At 41.5% G+C, this 24,818-nt stretch carries 19 protein-coding genes and 1 pseudogene; 15 read left to right on the top strand and 5 right to left on the bottom strand.

Annotation, left to right across the window (positions count from 1 at the left end):
• Positions 1–26 precede the first annotated feature (26 nt).
• Together BSCG_RS16065 and BSCG_RS16070 are read right to left on the bottom strand one after the other, a co-directional pair.
• Positions 27–1,031: a beta-ketoacyl-ACP synthase III gene (locus BSCG_RS16065; RefSeq protein ID WP_004300429.1), complete on the bottom strand. Its 1,005-nt coding sequence runs from the start codon at positions 1,029–1,031 to the stop codon at positions 27–29.
• A 432-nt stretch (positions 1,032–1,463) separates the two neighbouring features.
• Entirely contained in the window at positions 1,464–1,760 is a 297-nt protein-coding gene (locus BSCG_RS16070; RefSeq protein ID WP_225483439.1) for a DnaB-like helicase C-terminal domain-containing protein, read from the bottom strand.
• A 379-nt stretch (positions 1,761–2,139) separates the two neighbouring features.
• Here BSCG_RS16070 and BSCG_RS16075 point away from each other — a divergent pair, with 379 nt between their 5' ends.
• The 13 genes and pseudogenes from BSCG_RS16075 (at position 2,140) to BSCG_RS16135 (ending at position 17,285) form a co-directional block, all read left to right on the top strand.
• Positions 2,140–2,547, top strand: a complete 408-nt coding sequence (locus BSCG_RS16075; protein WP_004300432.1) for a hypothetical protein — start codon at positions 2,140–2,142, stop codon at positions 2,545–2,547.
• A gap of 112 nt (positions 2,548–2,659) precedes the next feature.
• Positions 2,660–3,067 carry a hypothetical protein gene (locus tag BSCG_RS16080; protein WP_008647328.1) on the top strand — a complete coding sequence of 136 codons (408 nt, stop codon included), beginning with the start codon at positions 2,660–2,662 and terminating at the stop codon, positions 3,065–3,067.
• 3 nt (positions 3,068–3,070) lie between these two features.
• On the top strand, positions 3,071–4,375 hold the full coding sequence (locus BSCG_RS16085) for a DUF3440 domain-containing protein (protein ID WP_004306263.1): 1,305 nt from the start codon (positions 3,071–3,073) through the stop codon (positions 4,373–4,375).
• Positions 4,372–4,914, top strand: coding sequence for an IbrB-like domain-containing protein (locus BSCG_RS16090; protein WP_004300435.1), 543 nt, complete (start codon positions 4,372–4,374; stop codon positions 4,912–4,914). The genes BSCG_RS16085 and BSCG_RS16090 overlap by 4 nt, the downstream gene beginning before the upstream one ends.
• Before the next feature lie 366 nt (positions 4,915–5,280).
• Positions 5,281–5,673 carry a hypothetical protein gene (locus BSCG_RS16095; RefSeq protein ID WP_004306262.1) on the top strand — a complete coding sequence of 131 codons (393 nt, stop codon included), beginning with the start codon at positions 5,281–5,283 and terminating at the stop codon, positions 5,671–5,673.
• Between the two features lie 78 nt (positions 5,674–5,751).
• Positions 5,752–6,117: a hypothetical protein gene (locus tag BSCG_RS16100; protein WP_004308193.1), complete on the top strand. Its 366-nt coding sequence runs from the start codon at positions 5,752–5,754 to the stop codon at positions 6,115–6,117.
• A 21-nt stretch (positions 6,118–6,138) separates the two neighbouring features.
• Positions 6,139–6,711: a DUF3575 domain-containing protein gene (locus tag BSCG_RS16105; protein ID WP_004300438.1), complete on the top strand. Its 573-nt coding sequence runs from the start codon at positions 6,139–6,141 to the stop codon at positions 6,709–6,711.
• 8 nt (positions 6,712–6,719) lie between these two features.
• Positions 6,720–8,215, top strand: a pseudogene (locus BSCG_RS16110) (DUF3868 domain-containing protein).
• Between the two features lie 57 nt (positions 8,216–8,272).
• Positions 8,273–9,985: an Mfa1 family fimbria major subunit gene (locus BSCG_RS16115; protein WP_032849480.1), complete on the top strand. Its 1,713-nt coding sequence runs from the start codon at positions 8,273–8,275 to the stop codon at positions 9,983–9,985.
• Positions 9,986–10,259: 274 nt separating this feature from the next.
• Positions 10,260–11,258 (top strand): FimB/Mfa2 family fimbrial subunit, encoded by a 999-nt coding sequence (locus BSCG_RS16120; RefSeq protein WP_008640566.1) that lies wholly within the window; start codon positions 10,260–10,262, stop codon positions 11,256–11,258.
• A 2-nt stretch (positions 11,259–11,260) separates the two neighbouring features.
• A complete protein-coding gene (locus BSCG_RS16125; RefSeq protein ID WP_008775792.1) occupies positions 11,261–12,373 on the top strand; it encodes a hypothetical protein in 1,113 nt (370 codons plus the stop codon).
• A gap of 41 nt (positions 12,374–12,414) precedes the next feature.
• Entirely contained in the window at positions 12,415–14,022 is a 1,608-nt protein-coding gene (locus BSCG_RS16130; RefSeq protein ID WP_008775791.1) for a fimbrillin family protein, read from the top strand.
• Between the two features lie 44 nt (positions 14,023–14,066).
• The gene (locus BSCG_RS16135) at positions 14,067–17,285 is read left to right on the top strand and encodes a fimbrial protein (protein WP_032849506.1); all 3,219 of its coding nucleotides are present in this window, start codon (positions 14,067–14,069) and stop codon (positions 17,283–17,285) included.
• Positions 17,286–17,399: 114 nt separating this feature from the next.
• On the opposite strand, the gene BSCG_RS16140 is transcribed toward BSCG_RS16135, so the two are convergent.
• Together BSCG_RS16140 and BSCG_RS16145 are read right to left on the bottom strand one after the other, a co-directional pair.
• Positions 17,400–18,359 (bottom strand): hypothetical protein, encoded by a 960-nt coding sequence (locus BSCG_RS16140; RefSeq protein ID WP_004306253.1) that lies wholly within the window; start codon positions 18,357–18,359, stop codon positions 17,400–17,402.
• 236 nt (positions 18,360–18,595) lie between these two features.
• A complete protein-coding gene (locus BSCG_RS16145; protein ID WP_032845048.1) occupies positions 18,596–19,555 on the bottom strand; it encodes a hypothetical protein in 960 nt (319 codons plus the stop codon).
• A 200-nt stretch (positions 19,556–19,755) separates the two neighbouring features.
• On the opposite strand from BSCG_RS16145, the gene BSCG_RS16150 reads away from it, so the two are divergent.
• Both BSCG_RS16150 and BSCG_RS16155 read left to right on the top strand, forming a co-directional pair.
• Positions 19,756–20,685 carry a UDP-glucuronic acid decarboxylase family protein gene (locus BSCG_RS16150; protein WP_004300450.1) on the top strand — a complete coding sequence of 310 codons (930 nt, stop codon included), beginning with the start codon at positions 19,756–19,758 and terminating at the stop codon, positions 20,683–20,685.
• 19 nt (positions 20,686–20,704) lie between these two features.
• On the top strand, positions 20,705–21,838 hold the full coding sequence (locus tag BSCG_RS16155; protein ID WP_004300451.1) for a hybrid sensor histidine kinase/response regulator: 1,134 nt from the start codon (positions 20,705–20,707) through the stop codon (positions 21,836–21,838).
• A 96-nt stretch (positions 21,839–21,934) separates the two neighbouring features.
• Here BSCG_RS16155 and BSCG_RS16160 read toward each other — a convergent pair whose 3' ends face one another.
• The gene (locus BSCG_RS16160; RefSeq protein ID WP_008775786.1) at positions 21,935–24,814 is read right to left on the bottom strand and encodes a PD-(D/E)XK nuclease family protein; all 2,880 of its coding nucleotides are present in this window, start codon (positions 24,812–24,814) and stop codon (positions 21,935–21,937) included.
• Positions 24,815–24,818 lie beyond the last annotated feature (4 nt).

The raw sequence follows: 24,818 nt of genomic DNA, 5'->3' as shown, positions 1-24,818 counted from the left end.
TTTATTTTGAAGATAGCGAATAATCGCTATCTCTTTTTTCCATCATATCCCCATTTCACATAGATGGCTCCCCATGCAAATCCTGCTCCAAATGCAGTAAGAATTAGGTTATCTCCTTTTTTGAATTTATCTTCAAAATCCCAGAGGCAGAGTGGGAGAGTGCCGGCACTAGTGTTACCGTATCGTTCGATGTTGACCATGACCTTTTCGACAGGAACTTCCAAACGTTGTGTTACGGCGGTGATAATACGTTGATTAGCCTGATGAGGAATTACCCAGTCGATGTTTTCTTTGCTTAGATGGTTTCTTGCAATGATAGATTCACAGGCATCAGCCATGTTGGATACTGCATATTTGAATACAGTACGTCCTTCCTGATAGATATAATGCATTTGATTATCCAATGTATAATAAGAAGGAGTACATATAGAGCCACCCGCTTTAATGTGCAAAAAAGGCAATCCTTTACCATCTGTTCTTAACACAGCATCCATAATGCCAAAATCTTCAGTAGTAGGTTCAAGCATGACAGCTGCTCCGCCATCACCGAAAATCGGACAAGTTGCCCGGTCGGCATAATTTATTATTGACGACATCTTTTCAGCGCCTACAACTACCACTTTCTTGTAATTTCCAGAACGGATAAAATTGGCTCCAGTCTCCAGTGCATATAAAAAACCGCTGCAAACAGCTTGCATGTCAAAAGCAAAAGCTCTTTTCAGTCCCAGTCTTTCACATAAAATAGAAGCCGTGGAAGGAAAGCGGTAGTCAGGGGTTGTTGTAGCTACAATTATCAGATCAATATCATCCGGATTTGTTCGGGTGCGTTTTATTAACTGTTTGACAGCTTTACGAGCTATGTAAGAAGTTCCCAGTCCTTCCTCTTTCAAAATACGTCTTTCCTTAATACCAATACGCCCCATAATCCATTCGTCGGTAGTATCTACCATTTTGGAAATCTCATCATTGGTCAAGATGTAATCGGGTACATATCCTCCGACTCCTGTAATTACTGCGTTTATTTTTTCCATTCGTTTTATCTAGTTTTGGTAAATTGAATAAGGAGGTTCATTCGAAAATCAAAAATGCGGGCGCAAATATATGGAAAAGAGACCGAATTCCAATAGTAGTTTGTGAAACTGTAGCCTTTTTAATTAATAAAAAGGAATATTTGACCAAATTTTGTCTAAATTTTTAGCAGGCAATTTTTGTTTAAATGAATGAGTTGTTGTAAATAATTGATTCATAGGTAATTGTGAATGTTGCTCCGGTATTGCTAACTACGAAGTTTGTCAAACAACTCGTCATTGTATAAAGATGACTTATTGGTTAGAGACTATTTAAATTTTATGCAAATCATATTTTCGCTTCCTTTCTTGTCTTGCAGGTTCAAGATTTTCTTGATGACTTGCAAATGTGTGTTCTTCTAAATCCATACTGCCATCGGTAATGTATGGTAATAGTCAGTTATTCATCAAGAAAAATATTGTATATGTGAAAATATACACAGCGATATGATAACCGGCAGAAGCTGCAGTACGTACCAGATGCAGTGTAAATGCTGTTTTACCTACCGCAGGACGGGCGGCAATAACGATCTCCTCACCGGGTTGCCAGCCGCATGTCACCCGGTCAAGGTCGGCAAATCCAGTAGTCAGTCCTGTAGCACTGTTCTTGTTGCTGGCCATGCGGGCCTCTATCAACTTATAGTGTCCTCTATGAGTTGTGACGTGGAACAGAGATGTTCGGCAGTACCACATTCATTTTCCAATCGGTCGAGGAGGGTATGGGCATTTGCCAGCGTATCGTCTGTATCAGTTATCCTGATAGTTGGGAAAATAAGCCACTGCCATCTCGGATAGTACGTGGCAACCGTGAAGCAGCCAGTCAAAAGATTGATTATCCATTGTTTAAAATATTTTAGTACGCCGCAAAATTATGACTCGTTTCATTGGATGAAAAAAACGTTTTTCTGATGCTGGTAATTTAAATGTAAAATAAGTATGAATATTTTTAAATAAAAATCTAATTATTTAAACAATCTTTTCTATATTTGCATTCGAAATTAGATTTTATATGGCAGTTTTGTCGATTAATAATCAGTAATATCAAACCATTTATATATAACTAAATTTTATAATGTTGAAAGGAATAGAAATAATAAAAGATCGTTTACAACGAAAGCGAAAACAGTACATCCATCAGGGAGAGAAAATAGAACAAATGAAGTGTACAATGCAAAACACCGGTGAGGAAATTGAGCAACTGGAATATGTGCTTAATGAGATGGAGCATATAGCGGATGTAAATCGTGCTCCACGAGTGATTCCAAATGCTAGGGTGGAGGAGGTGTTTGCATATCTCTGCCGGGTGTTTGAGTTTTTGCAGCACCGTTTAAAGCTGCATTTCAAATATAAATTGGCATGCGAAGTCATCTTTGCCTACTATCAGTTTAAAAGTCGGTTGCATACTCCTGGACGGGAATATTTAAGCTTTGCAACTATACTGACTTACTTTAAACGTGAAAGAGGAATGGCGTATGGGTGATTTCAAAAATATCGAAATATAGAGATAATAGTGTGAAAAACAAATGTTTTAGGAACAGAAATGACGAATTTGATATTTTTTCCTTATTTTTGTGTGTCCATTTTTGAATGATATGATACAGATAATACGATTAAAAGGAAAAGACAAACACTTATATCGGCTTTTAGCGCCGATGGTGATGGATCCCGAAGTGATACGCGCAAACAATAATTACCCTTTCAAGACGGGCGAAGAGTATGTGTGGTTCATTGCGATTGAAGATAAAGAAGTGGTGGGCTTCGTCCCCGTGGAACAGAAAAGCCGGAAGAAAGCTGTAATCAATAATTATTATGTGAAGGCAGAAGGCACCGTACGGGAGGAAATCCTGTCACATCTGTTGCCCGCTATCGTTGCGGAATTTAGGCCCGAGAGTTGGTTGCTCAATTCGGTCACACTGGTACAAGATAAAGAAACATTTGAAAAGTTTGAATTTGTATCGATGGACAAGAAATGGACACGGTATGTAAAAATGTATAGATAACTTATGACGAAAAAGAAAATAGCAGGCACAAAGAATGTATATGAATTAGCACAAGAACGACTGAAAGTTATATTTAATGAATTTGATAATATATATGTGTCATTCTCCGGAGGTAAAGACAGCGGGGTACTGCTGAATATGTGTATTGATTATATCCGGAAGAATAACCTGAAGGTACGTTTGGGAGTTTTTCACATGGATTATGAGATCCAGTATAAAATGACCATTGACTATGTAGACCGGATGCTGGAGGCCAATAAGGATATTTTGGATGTATACCGGGTATGCATCCCTTTCCGTGTGGCTACCTGCACCTCGATGTATCAATCTTTTTGGCGTCCGTGGGAAGACAGCAAAAAGAATATATGGGTTCGTTCCATGCCGAAAAAGGCAATGACCAAAGAAGATTTTCCTTTTTATAATACAACCATGTGGGATTATGAATTTCAGATGCGTTTTGCGCAATGGATACATAATAAAAATGATGCAGTGCGCACTTGTTGTCTGATCGGGATTCGTACACAGGAAAGTTTCAATCGGTGGAGATGTATCTATATGAGCCGTAAATTCCAGATGTATCATAAATATAAATGGACTTCAAAAGTAGGGAACGATATTTATAATGCCTACCCTATTTATGACTGGAAAACAACGGATGTATGGACTGCCAATGGAAAATTCCAGTGGGATTATAATGTTTTATACGATCTTTATTATCGTGCCGGAGTCAATCTGGAGCGTCAGCGTGTAGCAAGTCCCTTTATTAATGAGGCACAAGAGAGTTTGCAGCTTTACCGGGTGCTTGATCCTAATACCTGGGGTAAAATGGTGGGAAGGGTGAACGGTGTGAACTTTACCGGTATGTATGGTGGTACTCATGCAATGGGATGGCAATCGGTGAAACTTCCCGAAGGATATACATGGCGCGAGTTTATGTATTTTTTGTTGTCTACTCTGCCGGAGCGGGCGAGGAAGAATTATCTACGGAAACTTTCAGTGAGCGTGAATTTCTGGCGGACAAAAGGCGGATGCCTGAGTGATGCCACCATCCAAAAGCTGATTGATGCGAAAGTACCAATTATCGTTATGGACAACAGTAACTACAAAACGTTGAAAAAACCGGTACGTATGGAATATCAGGATGATATCGACATTCCGGAATTCAAAGAAATACCCACGTATAAGCGAATGTGCGTTTGTATTCTTAAGAATGACCATGCCTGCAAATATATGGGATTCTCACCTACAAAGGAGGAGATGAGTAAGAGAAGTCAAATTATGGAACAATATAGAATCATAGTATCATGAGTGTAGATAAAAGCCCTGTTTACGAGGTAAAAGCGGTGCCCGTAGAAAAAGTATATGCGAACGATTATAATCCGAATGTCGTTGCACCGCCTGAAATGAAGTTGCTGGAACTTTCTATTTGGGAAGATGGCTTTACGATGCCATGTGTATGTTACTACAATAAAGATGAAGACCGTTATATCCTGGTGGATGGTTACCATCGCTATACGGTATTGAAGACTTCCCAACGAATCTATAAGCGTGAAAACGGTTTGTTGCCGATTGTGGTGATAGACAAAGACTTGTCTAACCGTATGAGTTCAACAATCCGGCACAACCGTGCGCGTGGAATGCATAACATTGAATTGATGTGCAACATTGTTGCGGAGCTTGATAAGGCAGGTATGTCCGATCAATGGATAATGAAAAATATTGGTATGGATCGTGATGAATTGTTACGTCTGAAACAAATTTCAGGACTTGCTGATCTGTTTGCTAATCGCGAATTCAGTATTCCTGATGAGGTGGCACCTACGGAAACTGAGCGTAAAACCTTATAATCTGATAGTTATATATACAGAAATTGAGTATTTTGTCATTTAGGCACAAATTATACAAGTTATTAGCTTATTTTGTTGTATAAAATAGTTAGTTCTTTTGTCTAATTTGTGCCTAAGTTGTGTCTAAATGACACGGAAAACTATAACTTCCCTCTATTGTCCAAGTTTTTATGAAAGAAACTTGGGAATTTTAAAATGTTCGCATATCGAAAGAAATGAGGATATTGAATATTTTTGTTGTGAATTTCGTAACCTTGTTGTTCGCTACCTACATAATTAGTCCCTTTATTCTAAATTGATTCTCTGTAACAGAAATGAATACAATTTTGTATCTCCTTTAATATTCCGAAATTTGCAATATGAGATTTGGACAAAAATATTGTCCTGAGAGAAAAGCAAAAAGAGAAATATATAAGAAGTAGAGGAAAGTATATTAGAGAATTAATGAGAGAAATAACAAAACTTACAATCAGTTTTTTATATTTGATTTTTTTATTATCTGTGGTGTGTGTGCAGGGGTCGAATGTGACCGGCACTCTCTTTCAATTAACACCGAAAGTGACAACTTGTGCGGATATATATGCCAAGTTGTTGATTATGCCGTTGAGCAATCCTTGGCTTGGCTCTCTCTCTTATAGTGACACTCAAGAATCAATCTCCATGAATTATATTATGTATGAGTCCGGCATTCAGAACAATACCTGTCTGCACATCAAGGGACTTGGTCTGGTAATAACATCGGTAACAGATGGGGGCTGACTGGTTGATGTAGTATGAAGAAGGACAAAGAGAAACAGGTGACAGGATGATGTGTATCTAACATTAAAAACAGGAAATTTGGAAAAAGAAGTTCATATTAGACAAAGGAAAGTTGTTCCTGCTGCGGGAAGTACGCTTCAGCTCATGCCTACTGAAAATTCAAATTCGGAGGTATATGAAATCAATTATTTCTGCCTTACGGGCGAAGTGGATGAAAGTGCTAAAAATTGGATCCGTCTGTATTCTTCCGTAATGCCGGAGGAACATACAGGAGAAGAACGCATTATCGTTGAAGACGGTAAGATATATATTAAGGTATTGCCCAATATAGAGGCGGATTCCAGAAACGGAATCGTACATCTCACAACAATGGCGTCTTCCGTTAAAACGGGCATCAGTAATGTGCAACGCATAAAAATAGATGTTACTCAATTGGGGCAATAAATAACAGTAAATGTGATATAAATGAAGAAAGTTGCTATACTCATATTATTCATGCTCGGATGTGCTATTTCCGAGGGTTATGCCCAGAAGGTTGCGTTGAAAAGCAATCTGCTGTATGACGCTACCACTACCATGAATTTGGGGTTGGAGATCGGACTGGTGCGTAAATGGACGCTGGACATTCCGGTCAATTATAATCCGTGGAAACTTTCCGACGGCAAACGCCTCCGTCATTGGGGGATACAACCCGAAGTTCGTTACTGGTTTTGTGAGAGTTTTCGCCGTATGTTTATCGGAATGCACGGACATTATGCCGATTTCAATGTAGGAGGGTGGCCCGACTGGTCTTTTATCAGTGACAATATGCAGCATACGCGTTATCAGGGATATCTTTATGGCGGTGGCTTTTCCGTAGGATATTCGTGGATTCTGAAAAAACGCTGGAGTATAGAAACGTCTGTCGGAGTGGGATATGCGCACATTGTATATGACAAGTATCCTTGCGCTACCTGTGGTACGAGATTGAAGGAAAGCAGCAAAAATTATTTCGGACCTACCAAAGCAAGTGTGTCACTTATTTATGTAATTAAATAATAAGGAGTATGATAATAAGAAATATAGGTTTCCTTGTGTGTATGTTGGTGGTTTGCAGCCTGAATATAAACACAGCTATGGCTCAATCCCGCTCTTACGAAGGTGGCATTACCGTGAATCCGGTGCGGTTGGAACAGAAAGGTGATTTTATTCATGTCGATATAGATTTTGTTTTGAATAATGTGAAAGTGAAATCTGCCCGGGGAATGGATTTAATTCCGCGGCTGGTGACTTCCGGACGCACTCTGAATCTTCCGAAAGTTTCTATTAAAGGTCGTGACGAGTATTTGGCGTATGAGCGTGGGCTTGCGTTGATGAGCGCCAAGGAGAAGAGAAGCTATGAGAAGCCGTATATAGTGGAAAAAGCCGGAAAACTAAGAAATGATACGATTCGGTATCAATATCTGGTTCCGTTCGAATCATGGATGAAGGATGCGCGTCTGGACATGCAGCGTGACGAATGTGGTTGCGGTGAAACGGCATTAATGAACATCGAGGAATTTGGCAAAGTGACGTTGGAACGTGTATGGACGCCTTATGTAGTGGTTCCTCAGTTTGCTTATCTGCAACCAAACAACGGGATATTCAAGTAGAATGTTTTCTGGATTTCGAGGTGAATAAAGTCAATATTCGTCCCGAATACATGAATAACCCTCAGGAACTGGCTAAAATCCGCAAGATGATCGATGAGCTGAAGTCCGATCCGAATGTGAAAGTGAACCGTCTGGATATTATCGGTTATGCGTCTCCGGAAGGAACATTGGCAGCGAACAAACGTCTGTCTGAAGGACGTGCCATGGCGCTCCGGGATTATCTGGCATACAGATACGATTTTCCGAGAAACCAATACTACATTGTCTTTGGAGGTGAAAACTGGGACGGACTGGAGAAGGCGCTTGAAACAATCGAATTGGAATATAAAGACGAAGTGCTGGATATTATCAGGAACATACCTATTGAAAAAGGAAGAGAAACAAAACTGATGCAACTTCACGGAGGGACGCCTTACGGATACTTGTTGAAGTATATTTTCCCAAGTTTGCGTGTGGCTATCTGCAAAGTGAATTACGAAGTGAGGGATTTTAGTGTGGAGGAAGCAAAAGAGATTATCAAGACGCGTCCGCAGAATTTGAGCTTGAATGAAATGTTTCTGGTAGCTAATACCTATCCGACAGGCTCGCAAGAATTTATTGATGTGTTCGAAACGGCTGTCCGGATGTATCCGCAGAGTGAGATTGCAAATATAAATGCTGCTACTGCCGCTTTATCACGCAATGAATTGGTTTCGGCTGAACGTTATCTGGGCATGGTGAATTCGAATAAGAATTTGCCGGAATATAATAATGCTATGGGAATATTAATGTTAATGAAGGGAGATTATGAATCATCGAAGAAGTATTTGAAGTTTGCAGAGCAGTCAGGTCTGGATGCAGCTAGGGGCAATCTGGAAGAATTAGTCAGGAAGAAGGCTAATGCTGCTAAAATGAAAAAGAATGGTAAGTAAAACTTACTGATTAAGTGGGAAATTATATAAGTATTAATTCTAATATTTTTTTGTATTATGCTAAAGATTAAATCAATTTTAGTTTCATTGCTGGCTGTTGCGGCACTGGCAAGTTGTTCAAATGAGAATCTGGAGGAAAATCCGGAGGTTGAAGGGGGAGCAGGTTATGATGTAGCTTACGTATCAATTAGTCTGACTAATCCCAAAATGCCTGGTTCACGTGCTTCTGGTGAACAGACGGCTTTAGAGGAGGAAAGTGCGATTAATGAGCTCTATTTGATTACGTTCAATGCGAGTAAGGTGGTGACTAAGGATGAAAAGGCAACTAAGTATGCCACGGTATTGGGATCAAGTTCTTTCGGAACAAATAGTGGAGTTACGACTCCGAATACTCCGGTTAAAGTGGATCCGAATACAAAGTATTTGCTTGTTATTGCCAATCCAGGTTACCAATTAAAGGATCGCTTGGATAATCTTTCAGCGGGTGCAACCTATGCTACCATCAATGGAATGATTACAGTTCCTGAAAACAATACTAAGCCCAACAATGCTTATCTGGTAGAGGAGGTTGTACACTCCAATGGTTGTGCAATGATTAATGTCGGATTCTACGATGATTCCGATTCAGATCCATCCAATCATGCATGGGAGGATGAATGTCTGCTTGATGTATCGGACAAGATTGTTTTGGTCAGCGACTATAAATCGGAAGCGCAAGCTCAGAATGCGGCGAAAAGTAATCCGGCCACTCTTGAGATAGAACGCCTTGCTGCAAAATTGGAGGTTATGATTGGCAGTCCATTAGCAGTTGGACCTTTTGAAGATGGAACAAATGCAAGTCTAGGACAGTTTGATTTTGGAAATTGGACTATAGATTACTACAACTCCCTGTTCTTTCCTTTTGCAAAGGAGACTACCACAGCATCGTCTCATACTACCGGATTTTACAAAAGTAACTTCTATACAGTCGACCCGAACTTTACGACTGCGGGTGGAACCGAATATCTTACAGGCATTATTAAGAATACACTCGATGCTGCAACTCGCGAACCTAAGGTGGAATGGGTTGCTGAAAGTGCGACTGTAGGTGATAATTACAAATACTGTATCGAGAATACGATGGTCGCAGGATATCAGAAGTTCGGTGCGGCTACGCGTCTGGTACTTAAGGGACAGTATGCACCTTGGAAGTCTGGTGAATTTACTTTAGGAAATGACTGGTATCGTCTTCCTAACGGAACTAACTCTGTAAACTTCAAGAGTTTTGCCGACTTGCTGGCTGCTTATACGCCTGCCAAAGCTAAAGAAACAGCCTCAGACCCTATGACCGCCCAGGAGAAACTTTTAGTTTCGGCATGCGAACTGTTCTATACTCAGATAAAATCTGAACTTACCACCAATGATCCGGGTGATTTTGCATCTCTTACGCAGGCTATTCTTGACGACAACAACATTCAGAATGGTGGTGAACTGTGTAAAAAAGAAGGTTGCATTTATTGGTATCCAAAGAGTCTCAACTATTACTACTATGAGATTCGTCATGACAATGCAGCCAACTCTTACATGGAGTATGGGAAATACGGTGTAGTACGTAATAACTATTATACGCTTACGCTGACAAAGGTGAATGGTAACGGTACACCGTGGTATCCTGGTGGTGGTCCCGAAGATCCGGATGAAGAAGAAGATATCGATAAGAAAGGTGCCTATCTCCATTTTGAGATTAAAGTTGCTCCGTGGATATACTGGACTACAAATTTCGAAATCTAAATAAATTCTTTACTTTCAAAGAAAACAGGGCAGTGCGGACTGCCTGCCCTGTACTTTTAAAATAGATATTCCGTACGGAACAGACCGCCGAAAAAAGTAAAAACAAGCCGGTGACAGGCTTCCCAAAAACAGCACTGAAATATACCGGCGCATCCGAGATGCAATGAAATGCAAAGCGCGCCCCAAAAAGAGGAAATAACCGGAGGTCACAAAATAGAGGTCTCTGACAATATAAAATGGCAAACCGATAGGGTTGCCCCCTAAAAGAAAAGATATGTTCGGAAAAACTAAATCGCTGTTCCTTATCGTTGCTTCGATGCTATGTATGGCTTCGTGCGACAGTATAAGCGAAGACCTGCCACGGTGCGAGCTTTGGTTGGAATTTGTATTCGACTACAATATGGAATATGCGGATGCATTTAATCCGCAGGTTAAATCGGTGGATGTACTTGTGTTCGATAGCGATGATAAATTGCTTTTCACCAAAAGTGCCAAGGTTGCTGCGTTGGTTGGTGGAAACCGGATGTCGTTGACCGACGAGCTCGATTTCGGAAGTTATAAAGTACTGACCGTCGGAAGTCTGTCTGACAGATTCCGGCTTTCGGACAATGCAGGTAATAAACTGGTGCCAGGAACAACCACCCTCCAACAAGTCATTGTATCCCTGAAGCGGGAGATGGGTGTTGTTAATTTCGAATTTCAGCATCTTTACTTCGGAGAAGTTGTGGAAGTGGACCACCTGCCATCCAATACCAACCATAAAATTTATCCGGTGAACCTGATACGTGACACCAATCGGTTTAATCTCGCGTTAATGGGATATGAGGAAAATAAAGTGGATGGCACACAATATACATTTGAAATTCAGGCACCGGAAAATGCGGTTTATTCCTGGGAAAACGAACCCACAGGACAAGGGCCGGTTACTTATGTGCCTTACTATACAGGTCCGGGTGAAATATCCGATGTGGTTATGTCTGCACGCCTGAATACGATGCGTTTGCTCAACAGGAGCGGATGGGATTATAAATTTATTATAAGGGATGCGAATACCGAAGCCGAAGTCTGGAGCTACAATCTGATGACACTATTGAGCATTGCCCGGCCGGTTTCCCGTTACGACGGAACGGAACTTCCCTTTCAGGAGTATCTTGACAGGCAGAGTGAATGGAACCTGATATTTACAGTTGTTGAAAAACCCGGAGGAGGATTCCTTCAAATTGGTATTGTCGTGGGGACCTGGATTCATTGGCTCCACGGGATGGAAGTTTAAGAATGAGAAAAAAGCTATTACATATCATTTATCTGGCATCCACCATCCTTTTGTTCTCATGTAGTAGAGAAGCTGATGTGGCTTATGAGTTGCCTGCCCATACTACCAGGGCGCAACTTAGCATCGACTTGGTGAACAATGGGGATGTGGAACAACAGGAGAAGATAAACTCCATGCGGTTTATCGTATTCGGCAGTACGCCCGGTGGCGTGAGGCTGGATGTGAATGAACACATCCTGTTGAGCACTCCGGAGACAGCTACTGATATAGATGCGCAACTTCTCGAAGTGACTTCCAGCAATGATATTCTGGTCGTAGTTATTGCCAACGAACCGCAGAGTCTCACAAGCCAACTTGACGGTATAGCTAATCTTTTGACATTACAAGAGATGATTTACGACATCTCCAGCATACTGAATAATGACGGGCAGATTATTTCGGCGACCGGAATGCCTATGACAGGAGTGATCCGGGATATATCCATAGCACCCGATGAAACCAAAACAGTGCAAATGGTGATCGAACGTGCCGTAGCCCGGGTAGATGTCTTTATCGAAGCTATAGACGGCGGGGCAGTGACCGGATATACTGCCGGAAGCACCAGTGTCACCTTGCATAATTTTTCCCATGATAGCTATTTCGTGATGGGAAATGTGGGCAACGGCACGCGTGATAACGCCGACTCTTCAAAAAACTACGGAAAGGTGAAGGAAGACGTGTCGGAAAGCAATTTATTAACGCATAGCTGGACGGCTGCGACTACAGAAACTTGGGCATATTCATCGGCTCCCGGAGCTGAAAACCGGAAGTTGCTTTGCTCGTTCTACACAGCCGAACGCCTATTCAAGTCGGATTATTCCGACCGACTGTCTATCAGTATGACTAATGTTCCGAAAGGGCCTTCGGACGTCACCGGAATAACCGGGAAAGTAATTGAAAGCGTAACAAAGGTTGACGGCACAGGTAGTCCGACAGCGCAACCTTTTACGGAGATCCGTCGGAACAACGTGTATCAGGTAACGGCACGCGTAGGAAAAATAGGTATTCAGATACTGACGATAAGCGTAGAAGATTGGGGTGAAAGACAAGACATTGATTTGGATATGGACTTGTAATATCTTTCGCTGATTGTTTTTAATTTCGGAAAAGAAGTAAGATGATAAAGACTATAAATAATATTAGGATGATTATGGCAATGGCTGTCCTTTCGGCTGTCCTCTTTTCGTGTGTCAGAGAAGAGATGACGTGTGATAAGGAATTAATTGTTGTGCAACGTATTGGAGAAGGCGGCTATGTCTACACTCGTGGTACGGTAATCTCTTCGAATACCGATCTGAAAGAAGAGACTTTCGGTCTTTACGGTTCACTGACTCCCAATGCTTCTGTTCCCCAACCATACTTCAATGCAAGTGCTACGGTTAACGCCGACCTGACAGCCACCATCTCGCCGTTGCAATATTGGCCCGGATTGTTGAATGCGAGCATGAAGTTCTTCTCCTGGTATCCGTACAGTGATGCGAATGCGCCTACTGCGAGTTTCACTGATCCCGGAGAAATGGTGCTGAATTATACAGCGAATGAATCCGCCGCCAATCATGTCGATGTATTGGCGGCTATATCGGGCCCTATATGGGTTGAAGGTGTGAATATACACTTCTACCACACATTGACCAAGGTTACCTTTACATTCAAGAAAGTAGCTCCTGTACCGAATGAGGTGACTATCGAGAAAATAGAATTCCAGAATGTGGGAAAAAGCGGTAACCTTGCGATGACTGAAATTCCGACCACCACGACGAAAAACGGCAAACCGAAGTTTGTCTGGAGCGATGTCGCCACCGGGAAGGTCGCTTCTACTCCCACCGGTAACAAAACAGTTACTGAAGATGCCACCTTGATAGGTGATACATTCCTCATGTTGCCGACTGACGCTTTCTCCGCAACCGCCAAAATCGTTGTTACCACCAACTTTGGCGATCGGGAATTCCTGTTCAGTGATATTCTCGCCAAGAATCCGCATTCTTGGGAATCGGGCGAGTACATCAACTACAATCTTACGATATCCAACGAAACCTATCAGCTTTCAGCTACCCCGCTTGAATGGACGGAAAGCCAGGTGAATGTAATTTTCGATAAACAGTATTATCTCAAATTATCGCAGACCAAGGTACAGACGGCTGGTGATGGGGTCACTGTCAATATAGAAGTGAAAACGAATTATGATGCTAATCCGGATACAGGATTTCTGCCGGGGGCGTCATTAAACAAAAGTACCATGGATACGTGGCCGACAGTTAATATGACTCAGATATCCCTTTCGGAAGGAGTGTATACGTATAATATCCAGGTTGTGATGCCCAAATTTAATTCAGGAACCGGAACTAAGCGGGAAACAGGCTTTTATATCAATGCCGGTAATTTGCGGCACCATGTACTGTTGAGTCAGTGGAGAGAAGACGGAGAGTGGCTGACCTCGAACGTAGAGTTGGACAGCAACGATAATGGAACCGGAAATATGCGACGTCGCAAGATTGTCTTTACTTCGGGCAATCCGGGAATATGGGAGTGGAAGATAACCCAGATACAAGATCCGGATAAAATTCTGCTTAACAGTGAGACAATGCTCGAAACAAGTGGCGTGAGTGGTGATGCGGTTTACTTCTACTTTAGAGCCGATGCTGTGTCCGGTGATACGGCTAGACTCATACTAACCAATACGAATGGTGATAATCTGCCAATAACGGTGACATTGACCGCACCATAATGACGAATATGCAATATCAAAGTTTAAGGAAAGGAAATAGAAATATGCAATATAAGGTTTCAATAAAAAGAAAGTGCTATCTTTTGTCTGTTCTGTTGATGACGGTATGGCTTACCGGATGCGTACAGGAAGAATTTGAGTCGACGCCTTCTCCGGCAGGAAATGGCATTCGTTTTACATTAACGGTTCCCGATGTAAACCTCCCGTCCGTATCTTCGCGTACGATGACCGGAACGGGAACAGCAAAGAAAGAAGACGAAATAGAAACGGTGGATATTCTTGTTTTTGATATGTCAAAAACGCCGGCAGTATTTCTGGAATGGGTCAGCGCTACAGGAGTCACTCAGGACTTGGCTGACAATTCCACTGTGAGTTTCTCTGCTGTGCTTTCTCCCACTACCGCATCTACCTGCATCGTGGTTGTGGCAAATAAGGAACTTGATAATATTGTGTCGGGCTTCACGAAGGGAGCGACCACCAAGGTTGAGGCAATGGAAAAGATGCTCCACACCCAGACCGGCAAATGGTTGGCAGATGGCTCGACAACTGGTGGGTATACGCGGATTCCGATGTACGGGGAGAAGGTAATAAGCAAAATCACTCCTTCGATGGATCCGATAACCGGCATAAATATGAAACGTATGCTGGCGCGTATTGATATCCGTAATAACAGTGCCACTTCGAATTTCACGGTCGAAGAGGTTTACCTGGCCAATTACAATACCACCGGATATATTGCTCCGGCATGGAACACGAACGGGCAGGTTACTGACCCGGTTCCGGATACTCCGGTTCTCCCCGCGGGTAGTGGTAAAATGACGGAAGAAGGGGATGCAATCCTTTATTCCGTAAATGGTAACACACCCTACGATGGGGAGATTTATACATTTGAATCCCTGGCGGCAGAGGATGCCGGTGGTGCGGGAGCAGACGGAGAAGCGAGCCGTAAGGATGCTACTTGCCTGATTGTGAAAGGAAGGATCGGTACGGGTGAATCGACATTTTACCGGGTGGATTTTACCAAAAACGGAAATACAGGAGAACAAGTGGAATATTTGCCTTTGAAGCGAAACCATAAATACATCATTACCATTACCCAAGCATTGGGAACCGGTTATAAAAGTTTTAGCGAGGCGCTGGCATCATATACAGTCATGTCCAACTTGAAATTCTGGCTGATACACTATGATCGTGATAAGGTCAAAGATGTGGTCTACAATGGGCAATATATGCTTGGAGTGGGTGAATCGGAGCTCGCTGTTACTCAATACCAGAATAATAGTTATGCCATAGACGTTTTTACTGACAGTCCCGGAGGCTGGAAGGCCACCATTACTGCAGGGAACGACTGGCTCAAATTTGAAGGTGGAGCTGATGCGGCATCGGGCGTTGCGAACGATGATACCCAACTCAAATTGAAGATTCCATATTTTAATAATGAAAATATTGGCGTTGGGCGTAAGGCTACTGTTACGTTGACGGCAGGTCGCCTGACTCACAATATTGAAGTGACACAGTATACAATAGATCCGGGAATTATCAAATTTGTCGATGCATACGGAAATGTGTTGGAGAGAGGTCTTTTTTTTCCAATTCGAAATCCTGATGGCGACGAACTCCCTCTTGAACCGCAGACGGTGTATGTCATGTTTTCCGTGGATAGGATAGAAGGTAAGCTTTATGGCACTGGTGGTGTCAATATGGTCCAATATAATGCCGGCGGTTTGATTCCGCAATTAGACAGGACGAATGCGATACCGTTCAGTGAAAGGGTGCAGGCGTTTACTATACAGCCTAATCCGCGAAGAGCAGGCGATGGTACTGTTGAAGATGGTGCAGGCTGGTGGTGGCGTTGGGACTTTATGTTGTTCGACCTGTACGATAAGGAAGGATACCTTACTCAAGTACAATTCCCCATCAATCAGGGGGAGCTGGAGTTTTCACTCCGATATCTTTCCACTACAGTCAATAGTCGTACTTATAAAGTCAATCTGGGTGCGGAACAATACTTGCAATTGTTTGTCAATAACAATTGGGAAATTATGGATATTGAGGAATTGAATATAACGAACGATGATGGCACCGGACTGATTCGGACCGATTCGGATAATGATGTAATTATAGGTAGAAAGAATGCGGACGACAAGATGTATCTTGAGTCTATCATAGGCTATGATGACGGCAAGGGAAATGATGTGGTTGGTCATGGATACGATTTCAGGCTGAAGCTTCACCCCGGCAAGTGGAAAGAAGGAAAAAGCGGAACGATAAGAATCACGTTCAGAAATGTAATGCATACCGTGGCAGATGAAGAATTCCCGTTTTATCGTACGATTGACCTTCAGATGGTGTCCGAAACCAAATCTTACACAACTGCCGGGGAACCTCTTTTCTATCTTTATCCGCTTCGGTTTGATAATAGGAGATATTATAACGGAACTAACCAAAGTGTGGGGCGATTGGAAAATGTAGCCGATGCGGAGGATATCTGTAGGAATATAGGCGATGGTTGGCGTCTGCCTACTGCTAGTGAACTGTTGCTGTCATTTGTCTATGAAAATGCTTTGGGTGGTAATGCGATTAACAGTAATTATCATGACGGTCAGAATATATATGGGTGGTATCAAAACTGGACAGGTAACTACTGGTCTTCATCATACTATGAGGCTAAAGGCTCTACAACACGTTTTGGGATGGAAATGTCGGCAGGTTATCCGGATTCCGCACCTGTTAGTAATAATAATTATTTTCGTTGCGTAAGGGATAATACAAATAGCGGAAAGAAGTACCCTTATTTGATGGTAGAATCCTCGGGGGTCACTATTGTCTCTCGCGATGCCAGTGGAGGAACAGATCCTTTGGTGTTATTTGCTTCAGGTGAAATTCCGGATACAAGTGTCGCAATGAATAAGGTTGCTCCTAAGTTTCAGATTGAAAATTCCAGTAGTAATGGTAAAACTTGGGCGGAAGCAAAAGCGGCATGCGAAAGCAAAGGGAGTGGCTGGCGTCTACCTACTCAGCGTGAGATGTATTTAGTACTTAGTATGGGAGGGGCTGTAACCAATATCGAAAACCAAGGTTTCGGTGACTCGACTACTTGGACAGGGAACGGATTCGAGAAGATTAGTACTGTGCACTGGACATTGACTTCACGCGATAGCAACTATTGGCTGGTCGGACATAATAATGGTGAATTCGGCGCATGGGCTACGGTAGAGTCCACAACTTGGGCTTGGTATCGTTGTGTGCGCACAATAGAATAAAAGCTAAAAGAACTGTATCAGAATGTTGTTTGTCTTCATTCTGATACAGCTCGTCTATTAAATCCTTTTCTTTTTATTCCTAGAATCCACAATGTTTAGTGTGTTTCCCTTTGTTTACAACGTATTGATAACTTCCAACTGCTTTTGCAAGAAAGCAATACGCTGTGCTTCTCCACTTTCCGAAACCAGAATAGAGTGGCGCTTCAACGATTGAATCCAATTGCGTTGCATCTGGCAGATATATGAGCTTTGCGAATCCATCGAGTTGATAGAATATACCCGCAGCAGACTGACTTGGTAATCATGTTTCTCGATATAGCTGTAAGTGGCTTCGAAACTGATATTGGACAGATAGAAAGACACTTTCTTGTTTTCGCTGAACTCTCCCTTTATGGACAGATGTTCTACCACGCCAAGTAACTGAAGAAGTTCTTCTTTCAAATGCATGACATCGTCCTTGTTTATCAGATTCAGGCTGGCAAAGTACTTGATCTCTTTCACAAAAGAATAAAAGATATTTGTGTCCCAGATGAAAAACGTTTTTGGACACTGTCTTATACTTTCACTCAACTTCTTATGCACATTGACGATCCGTTCATCCACAGACATGTCTTCCAAAGAATGTGGCGTCTTTATATCTCCATTCTGATACATCCATCGGCAAAGACGGAATTTAGACAAATTCTCATAGGAAGAATAAAGTGTAAAGGGAAGGGAATTGGATGCAGTATACACCTCCGTCGTATTATCTGTTTTCACATAGTCGAAAATTTGCAGATAACGGTTGATTATTTCGTAATAACTTTCCAGCGCACTAGTGGCATGAAGTAAGTTCAGGTCGAAAGTAACTTTATTAGATACATGGCTACCGACAATCTGGTCAATAGAAATACCGAGTTTTTGAGAAAGCAGTGCTACTTCGTCTATTGTAAAAGACACCTCACCTCTCAATCTGCGATAGACAGCTTCCTTTCCCATGCATAAAATGTCAGCCAAAGTATTGGCCAGATTCATATCTTGAGGAATTCGCTCCTTCATTGTAGATATTAATTCGTTTAGAATACCATTTTTCATTGTTTGTTCCTTTAATTTTAATGTTAATAATCTTTGTGATACATTCTATGCAAAATTACGTCTTGTGTTTGAAAGATTTGTGTGGAAAAACAGAGATGAATGTATGTGTCTTTTTCTGATTGGGAATCAAACGGAAGCGGTGAGGACAGGGAATGAAAAAAAGTAGATAAGAATCTTATCTACTTTCATTTATTGGAACTGATTTTTTTTTGAAGTTCTAATCTGCGAAAATAAAATTAAAGAGCGTCAATAATTTCTCGCTGTTGCTTGAAGAATTGAATACGCTGCATTTCACCGCTTTCGGATATCAAAGTGGAGAACTTTTTCAGAGGTTGAATCCATTCTTTCAAGGTACAGAAAATTTCGTTGTCCATCGTGGTAATGGAGTTGATGGAATAAATACGTATGAGGCTCATTTGCAGGTTATTGGTGTCTACATAGCTATATGTTGCCTCGAAGTTGATATTCGACACATAGATGCGTACACGATTGCCATCGGCTGTCTTGCCATTGATAGCCAGTTCTTCCAGTTCGTCCGCCAATAAGAATAATTCATTTTTGATTTCTTCTTTTGTTTCGTCGGAAATGAGATGGATGCTGGCGAAGTATTGGATATCGTTGATAAGGTGTTGGAAAATCATATTATCCCATATATAGTCTATGGAGTGGATATGACGTGTCATTGCTACATAGTCTTTCTGGATATTGACCAGTTTCGGTGGAATATCCAATTCTTCGAAACTCTTGCAATCAATATATTTATTCTGGTACATCCATTTGAATAAACGGAATTTTGCCAGAAGTTCATGTTTCAGATAGAGAGTCTGGGGAATAATGTTGGCAGAAGTTCCCATTACAGAATTCGGGTCATCCGGCATCGTATTGATTAGCGAGACATATTTTTCAAGGATATTGTAGTAACTCTCGAACGGGTCGTCATAATCTACAATGTTTATATTAAACATGGCGTTCGATTTGAAACTTAGTCCTATAATCTTGTCTAGCGATATACCCAGTTTTCTTGAAATAAGAGCCGACTCTTGTAAGGTGAAAGGTACTTCACCGCGCAATCTTCTGTATACTGCCTCTTTTCCTATGTATAGCGTGTCCATTAACATATCTGCCAGTTGTCCTTTGAGCGGAAGCTTTTCCTTCATCGCTTCTATGAGGTTTGCATTTGGATTATTTGTCATCATAATAGTTCTAATAAATAATACTTTTCTATTATAAACATTTGTCAGTGGCAAGTTGTTTCGGAAATTGAAACTATTTAAATCTGCTTTTTTTTTAAATATCCTCTCCGAAAATTGTTTATTTTAAGCAAATCGGTTACATTTGTGACCATAAACAAAACGAAGAGACAGCGTCTCTTTAGTAAACAATAGAAATATTTAGAATGAAAAGAATATTGGTAAGTGGCGGAGCCGGTTTTATAGGCTCTCATCTCTGTACTCGGCTTATAAACGAAGGTCACGACGTGATATGCCTGGATAATTTTTTTACGGGTTCGAAAGATAATATCATTCACTTGATGGATAATCATCATTTTGAGGTGGTGAGGCATGATGTCACTTATCCTTATTCGGCTGAAGTAGATGAAATTTATAATTTGGCTTGTCCGGCATCTCCCATTCATTATCAACATGACCCGATTCAAACTGCCAAAACATCTGTGATGGGAGCCATTAATATGCTGGGATTGGCAATGAGACTGGATGCCAAGATTCTGCAAGCTTCTACGAGTGAGGTATATGGAGATCCAATCGTTCATCCGCAACCGGAAAGCTATTGGGGAAATGTGAATCCGGTAGGTTACCGGTCTTGCTATGATGAGGGAAAGCGTTGCGCAGAAACATTATTTATGGATTATCACCGTCAGAATAATGTGCGTGTGAAGATTATCCGTATTTTTAATACGTATGGTCCGCGAATGTTGCCGAATGACGGACGGGTTGTTTCTAATTTTATTCTTCAAGCGTTGAATAATGAAGATATAACAATATATGGTGATGGGAAGCAGACACGCAGCTTCCAGTATATTGATGATTTGATTGAAGGAATGATAAGAATGATGAATACGGAGGACGAGTTTACAGGTCCTATAAACCTGGGGAATCCGAATGAATTTCCGGTATTGGAATTGGCGGAAAGGATCATTAGTATGACCGGTTCATCTTCGAAGATTGTATTTAAGTCTTTACCGGATGATGATCCGAAGCAACGCCAACCGGATATTACATTGGCTAAAGAGAAATTGGGCTGGCAGCCTACTGTTGAACTTGAAGAGGGGCTGAAGCGTATGATTGAATATTTTAAAAATGTCTGAAGCATAAAAAAAGAAAATTATGAATATGGAAATTAATCCTTCTGAATATAAAGTCCTTATTGTGGACGATGTAATATCAAACGTCCTTTTATTAAAGGTACTTTTGACCAACGAGAAATTCAAAATTGTGACTGCCGGTAATGGAACACAGGCGTTGGAACAAGTGAAGAAGGAAAATCCGGATCTTGTATTACTGGATGTAATGATGCCGGATATCAGTGGCTTTGAGGTAGCTCAACAAATGAAAGCAGACCCCGAAATGGCTGAAATTCCCATTATCTTCCTGACTGCTCTAAATAGTACGGCGGATATCGTAAAAGGATTTCAGGTGGGTGGTAATGACTTTATTTCAAAGCCATTCAATAAAGAAGAATTGATTATTCGTGTGACGCACCAGATTTCGTTGGTTGCAGCGAAAAGAATCATTGTTGCACAAACGGAAGAGTTGCGTAAGACGATCATGGGACGCGACAAACTCTATTCTGTGATTGCACATGACTTGCGTTCACCAATGGGATCTATCAAGATGGTGCTGAATATGCTGATTCTGAATCTGCCAAGCGAAACAATTGGTGATGAGATGTATGAATTGCTGACAATGGCTAATCAGACAACAGAAGATGTATTCTCATTGCTTGATAATCTGCTGAAATGGACGAAGAGCCAGATTGGTAAACTGAAAGTGGTTTATCAGGATATTAATATGGTGGAAGTCGTAGAGGGCGTAAGTGAAATCTTTACGATGGTGGCCAGTCTGAAAAATATTAAGATAGTACAAGATGTGCCTGTAGAGAATGTGGCTGTTCGTGCTGATATTGACATGATTAAGACGGTGATTCGTAATTTAATCAGTAATGCGATTAAGTTTAGCAATGAAGGTTCGGAAGTAGTGGTGTCACTGGCAGAAGAAGACGGTATGGCAATCGTAAGTGTGAAAGACAGTGGTTGCGGTATTGATGACGAAAATCAGAAGAAGTTGCTGCATACCGATACTCATTTCAGTACCTTTGGTACAAACAATGAAGAAGGTTCGGGACTCGGATTGTTATTGTGTCAGGACTTTGTTGTCAAAAATGGCGGTAAACTTTGGTTTACTTCAAAGAAGGGAGACGGGTCTACATTTAGTTTCTCAATTCCATTGTTGGAGAAATAAGATAACTATAGATAATACGACTAGAAATAATAAGGGCACGGTTTGCATGAATATGTAAATCGTGCCCTTATTTAATTGGTATATTCTATTTTCGGTTTATCGTTTGCAGATAGCCTTAAAATCGCAATACGAACATTTTTTAGTATCTTCTGTCTGCGTAAAAGGCTCTTCTTCGCTGAATATTTCTTCTAATAATGTTTGCAGGCGTTCACGGAATTCATCTTCAAAGAAAGCGAAGTTGTTTACCGGTATTTTCGGTTTACGAGGTTCTCCCATTTCAATAACAGGCGAATAGTTTTCCGATGCTGCCCGGTGGATGTAGAGCAGAGCAGGAGCTACCATTAACGATTGTTGCCGGCTCATGATAGCAGCATACAGAAAAGTCTGGAAGATATAGTTCGGGCGTGTTTCCGATGGGGTGAACAGTTGCTCGATATTAGCAGGTATTTTAGGGCTTCCTCCTGTTTTGTAGTCAACAATCCGCAGGGTACTTTCTTTTGCATCCATACGGTCGATTGTGCCACCCAGACGGAGAGTGAACGGTCCTTGTCCTGTTTGTATAGTAATCTCTTCTGAAACTTTCTTTTCCATAGCGACCATTTCGAAAGGAGTATATTGAAGGTCGTTACGCAGCAATTGTTTCAGATAGGAAACAATTACTTTGGAGTTGATAAGTTGTATGCCGTTATATTCCGGTTTTTCTTCGGGAGAAACTTTGAATAATTCTTTTTTGAAGGCTTGGTCAACGTAGCTTTGTAGCTTCACGTCATTGCGTAATAAGCGTTCAAGATCTTCTTTCTGTATCGTTTTTCCGGTTGCAGTCAGGTCGGTGTATGCTAATTGGGCGGAGAGGTGGAAAATGGTTCCGAATAGAGCGGAATCAATTTCAGCACTCACTTCGTCCGGTGTTTTCAAGCCCGCTACATAGCGGTAGTAGAATCTCAACCGGCAATCCAGATAAGCATTAAGGGCGGAAGGAGAGAGAACCAGTGAATTTGGATGAGTGCTATCGTAAGCACGATAGATTCGTCTTAGTACTTCAGGTGTTTTTTCTACTCGTATCTCTTGGGTACTTTGCGGAGATTGTCCGGCTTCCAGATACTCGCGAGTGATATCATGTGGACCTTCTACAAGTAATTGCAGCATGAAGCGGGATTCTTCTCCACGGTTGAGACCGTCCGAAGAAGTATTGTAGAGTAGCGTGATATTCTCTGCCCGTTGTATCAGTCGATAAAAGTAGTAGGCATACACTGCATTTTTGTGTTCGATAGTGGTCATGCCAAATGCTTTCCGGAGATTATAGGGAATAAAAGAGGAATCTCCTCCGGATTTTGGAAGTTGTCCTTCGTTGAGAGACAATATAATGAGATTCCGGAAGTCCAGATTACGTGTTTCCAATACTCCCATGACTTGCATTCCGATAGCAGGTTCTCCGTGGAAAGGAATGTTAGAAGATGTCAGTACTTTGGTAATCAGTCGTTTCAGAGTATCGGTGCGTATATTTAGTTCTCCGCTTTCAATCAAACTGTAGAGACGGTTGATTTTGGTATGGCTTTGAAAGAGCGATTCTCTATATAGTTGATTGAAGATATCATTGTATTCTCCTTCTTTCCGATAAATGGTTGAAATGTTTTTGATTAATTCGATCAGATAATCGCATAGTTCTTTTATACCATTACGGGGAGTGAAGAGGGTAGTTAGAAAATCATCCTGTTTAAGTTCTGACGGAAGTGGATAAAAACGGTTTGTTTGGGTCAGTTCACGTTCCAGGGGACCGGCATGGGATGATAATTGTTGGGTATAGGGATGCTTCAATATGGCGGATACTGCCTCGTAAGTGAATCGGTCGGTATCGGAGCGGTAACCATTGGTTTGCAGTTCCATTACGGCATTGATAAAGCTATAAACAGGAGTTTGAGCCAATGGGAATCCCATGGTGATATTGACATTCTTCACTTCCTGCGGAATGGAATGAAGTACGGGAAGCAACAGAGCTTCATTACAAAGCACTACAGCATTTTCTTTTTCCTTTTCTACGGTAATTTGTGAATGATCGTTTGTTATCGCCTTAATCCATCCGGGAAGGAAACGTGCTTGGGCATTCTCGGTAGAAGCGGAAATATAACGTATTTTCTTCGGTTCTTTAAAGGTGTTGAAAAAGCTTTCCGGGAGTTCGTTCGGAAATTCCTCGAGATTACGTTTCAGGAATTCTCCGGCCTCATGTTTTTTGATTTGTTGGGTGTAGAAGATATCATAGTCCCAATAGAAGAGTGCCTTGCCCGCATCTTTCAGTTTTCTGAAAAAGTCACTTTCTACTTTGTTCAAAACATTGAACCCGACAAATATGTATTTGTCGTATTTGAGTTGGTCGGTATCGAGTTGTTCGATCACGTTCCGGTAGAGCATGCCTTCGTAAGCAATGCCTAACTCTGCCAGGTTCACACGGTAACGATGGTAGATAGTACCTAGCTTGTCCCAAAGGGAAATAAATTTTTCTTTTAGTTCGGTCCGTTTTTCAATGGAGAAATTCTGAAAAAACTGTTGTATGGCTTCTTCCTGCTCTTTGTCAAGGAATTCATAGTCATCCATCAGATTTTTCAAATCTTGTAGATTACTGAATAATTTGTCGGCATCGACCATATTCTTATCTACATCATCAAAATCACTAATCAACAATTCGCCCCAGAAGTAGAAATCGTCCAATGTTTCCTGACTCCGTGTTTCCTCTTTGAACACTTTATAAAGTTCGCAGACCAATCGAATAGGATCGCCGCTTTTCTGTACGGATAGTTTCTGAAACAGGTCGCTGATACTCATGGCAGCTGGTGACCAGATCGGTTTATCGGATTCTCCTGCTAAATATTCATTGAAGAACAAGTTAGCACGTTTATTAGGGAAAACGAGTACCGTACGTGACAGGTCGTTTCCTATCTTGGTATATAAATCATGAGCGACTAGTTGGAGAAATGATTGCATATTG

This window comes from Bacteroides sp. 2_2_4 (assembly GCF_000157055.1).
Taxonomy (GTDB): domain Bacteria; phylum Bacteroidota; class Bacteroidia; order Bacteroidales; family Bacteroidaceae; genus Bacteroides; species Bacteroides ovatus.
This window is presented reverse-complemented; position numbering and strand designations above follow the sequence as displayed.

Excerpts from the sequence above, each read along its gene's own strand:
- BSCG_RS16065 (WP_004300429.1), bottom strand. The coding sequence starts at position 1,031 with ATGGAAAAAATAAACGCAGTAATTACAGGAGTCGGAGGATATGTACCC.
- BSCG_RS16070 (WP_225483439.1), bottom strand. The coding sequence starts at position 1,760 with ATGTGGTACTGCCGAACATCTCTGTTCCACGTCACAACTCATAGAGGA.
- BSCG_RS16075 (WP_004300432.1), top strand. The coding sequence starts at position 2,140 with ATGTTGAAAGGAATAGAAATAATAAAAGATCGTTTACAACGAAAGCGA.
- BSCG_RS16080 (WP_008647328.1), top strand. The coding sequence starts at position 2,660 with ATGATACAGATAATACGATTAAAAGGAAAAGACAAACACTTATATCGG.
- BSCG_RS16085 (WP_004306263.1), top strand. The coding sequence starts at position 3,071 with ATGACGAAAAAGAAAATAGCAGGCACAAAGAATGTATATGAATTAGCA.
- BSCG_RS16090 (WP_004300435.1), top strand. The coding sequence starts at position 4,372 with ATGAGTGTAGATAAAAGCCCTGTTTACGAGGTAAAAGCGGTGCCCGTA.
- BSCG_RS16105 (WP_004300438.1), top strand. The coding sequence starts at position 6,139 with ATGAAGAAAGTTGCTATACTCATATTATTCATGCTCGGATGTGCTATT.
- BSCG_RS16115 (WP_032849480.1), top strand. The coding sequence starts at position 8,273 with ATGCTAAAGATTAAATCAATTTTAGTTTCATTGCTGGCTGTTGCGGCA.
- BSCG_RS16120 (WP_008640566.1), top strand. The coding sequence starts at position 10,260 with ATGTTCGGAAAAACTAAATCGCTGTTCCTTATCGTTGCTTCGATGCTA.
- BSCG_RS16125 (WP_008775792.1), top strand. The coding sequence starts at position 11,261 with ATGAGAAAAAAGCTATTACATATCATTTATCTGGCATCCACCATCCTT.
- BSCG_RS16130 (WP_008775791.1), top strand. The coding sequence starts at position 12,415 with ATGATAAAGACTATAAATAATATTAGGATGATTATGGCAATGGCTGTC.
- BSCG_RS16135 (WP_032849506.1), top strand. The coding sequence starts at position 14,067 with ATGCAATATAAGGTTTCAATAAAAAGAAAGTGCTATCTTTTGTCTGTT.
- BSCG_RS16140 (WP_004306253.1), bottom strand. The coding sequence starts at position 18,359 with ATGAAAAATGGTATTCTAAACGAATTAATATCTACAATGAAGGAGCGA.
- BSCG_RS16145 (WP_032845048.1), bottom strand. The coding sequence starts at position 19,555 with ATGATGACAAATAATCCAAATGCAAACCTCATAGAAGCGATGAAGGAA.
- BSCG_RS16150 (WP_004300450.1), top strand. The coding sequence starts at position 19,756 with ATGAAAAGAATATTGGTAAGTGGCGGAGCCGGTTTTATAGGCTCTCAT.
- BSCG_RS16155 (WP_004300451.1), top strand. The coding sequence starts at position 20,705 with ATGAATATGGAAATTAATCCTTCTGAATATAAAGTCCTTATTGTGGAC.
- BSCG_RS16160 (WP_008775786.1), bottom strand. The coding sequence starts at position 24,814 with ATGCAATCATTTCTCCAACTAGTCGCTCATGATTTATATACCAAGATA.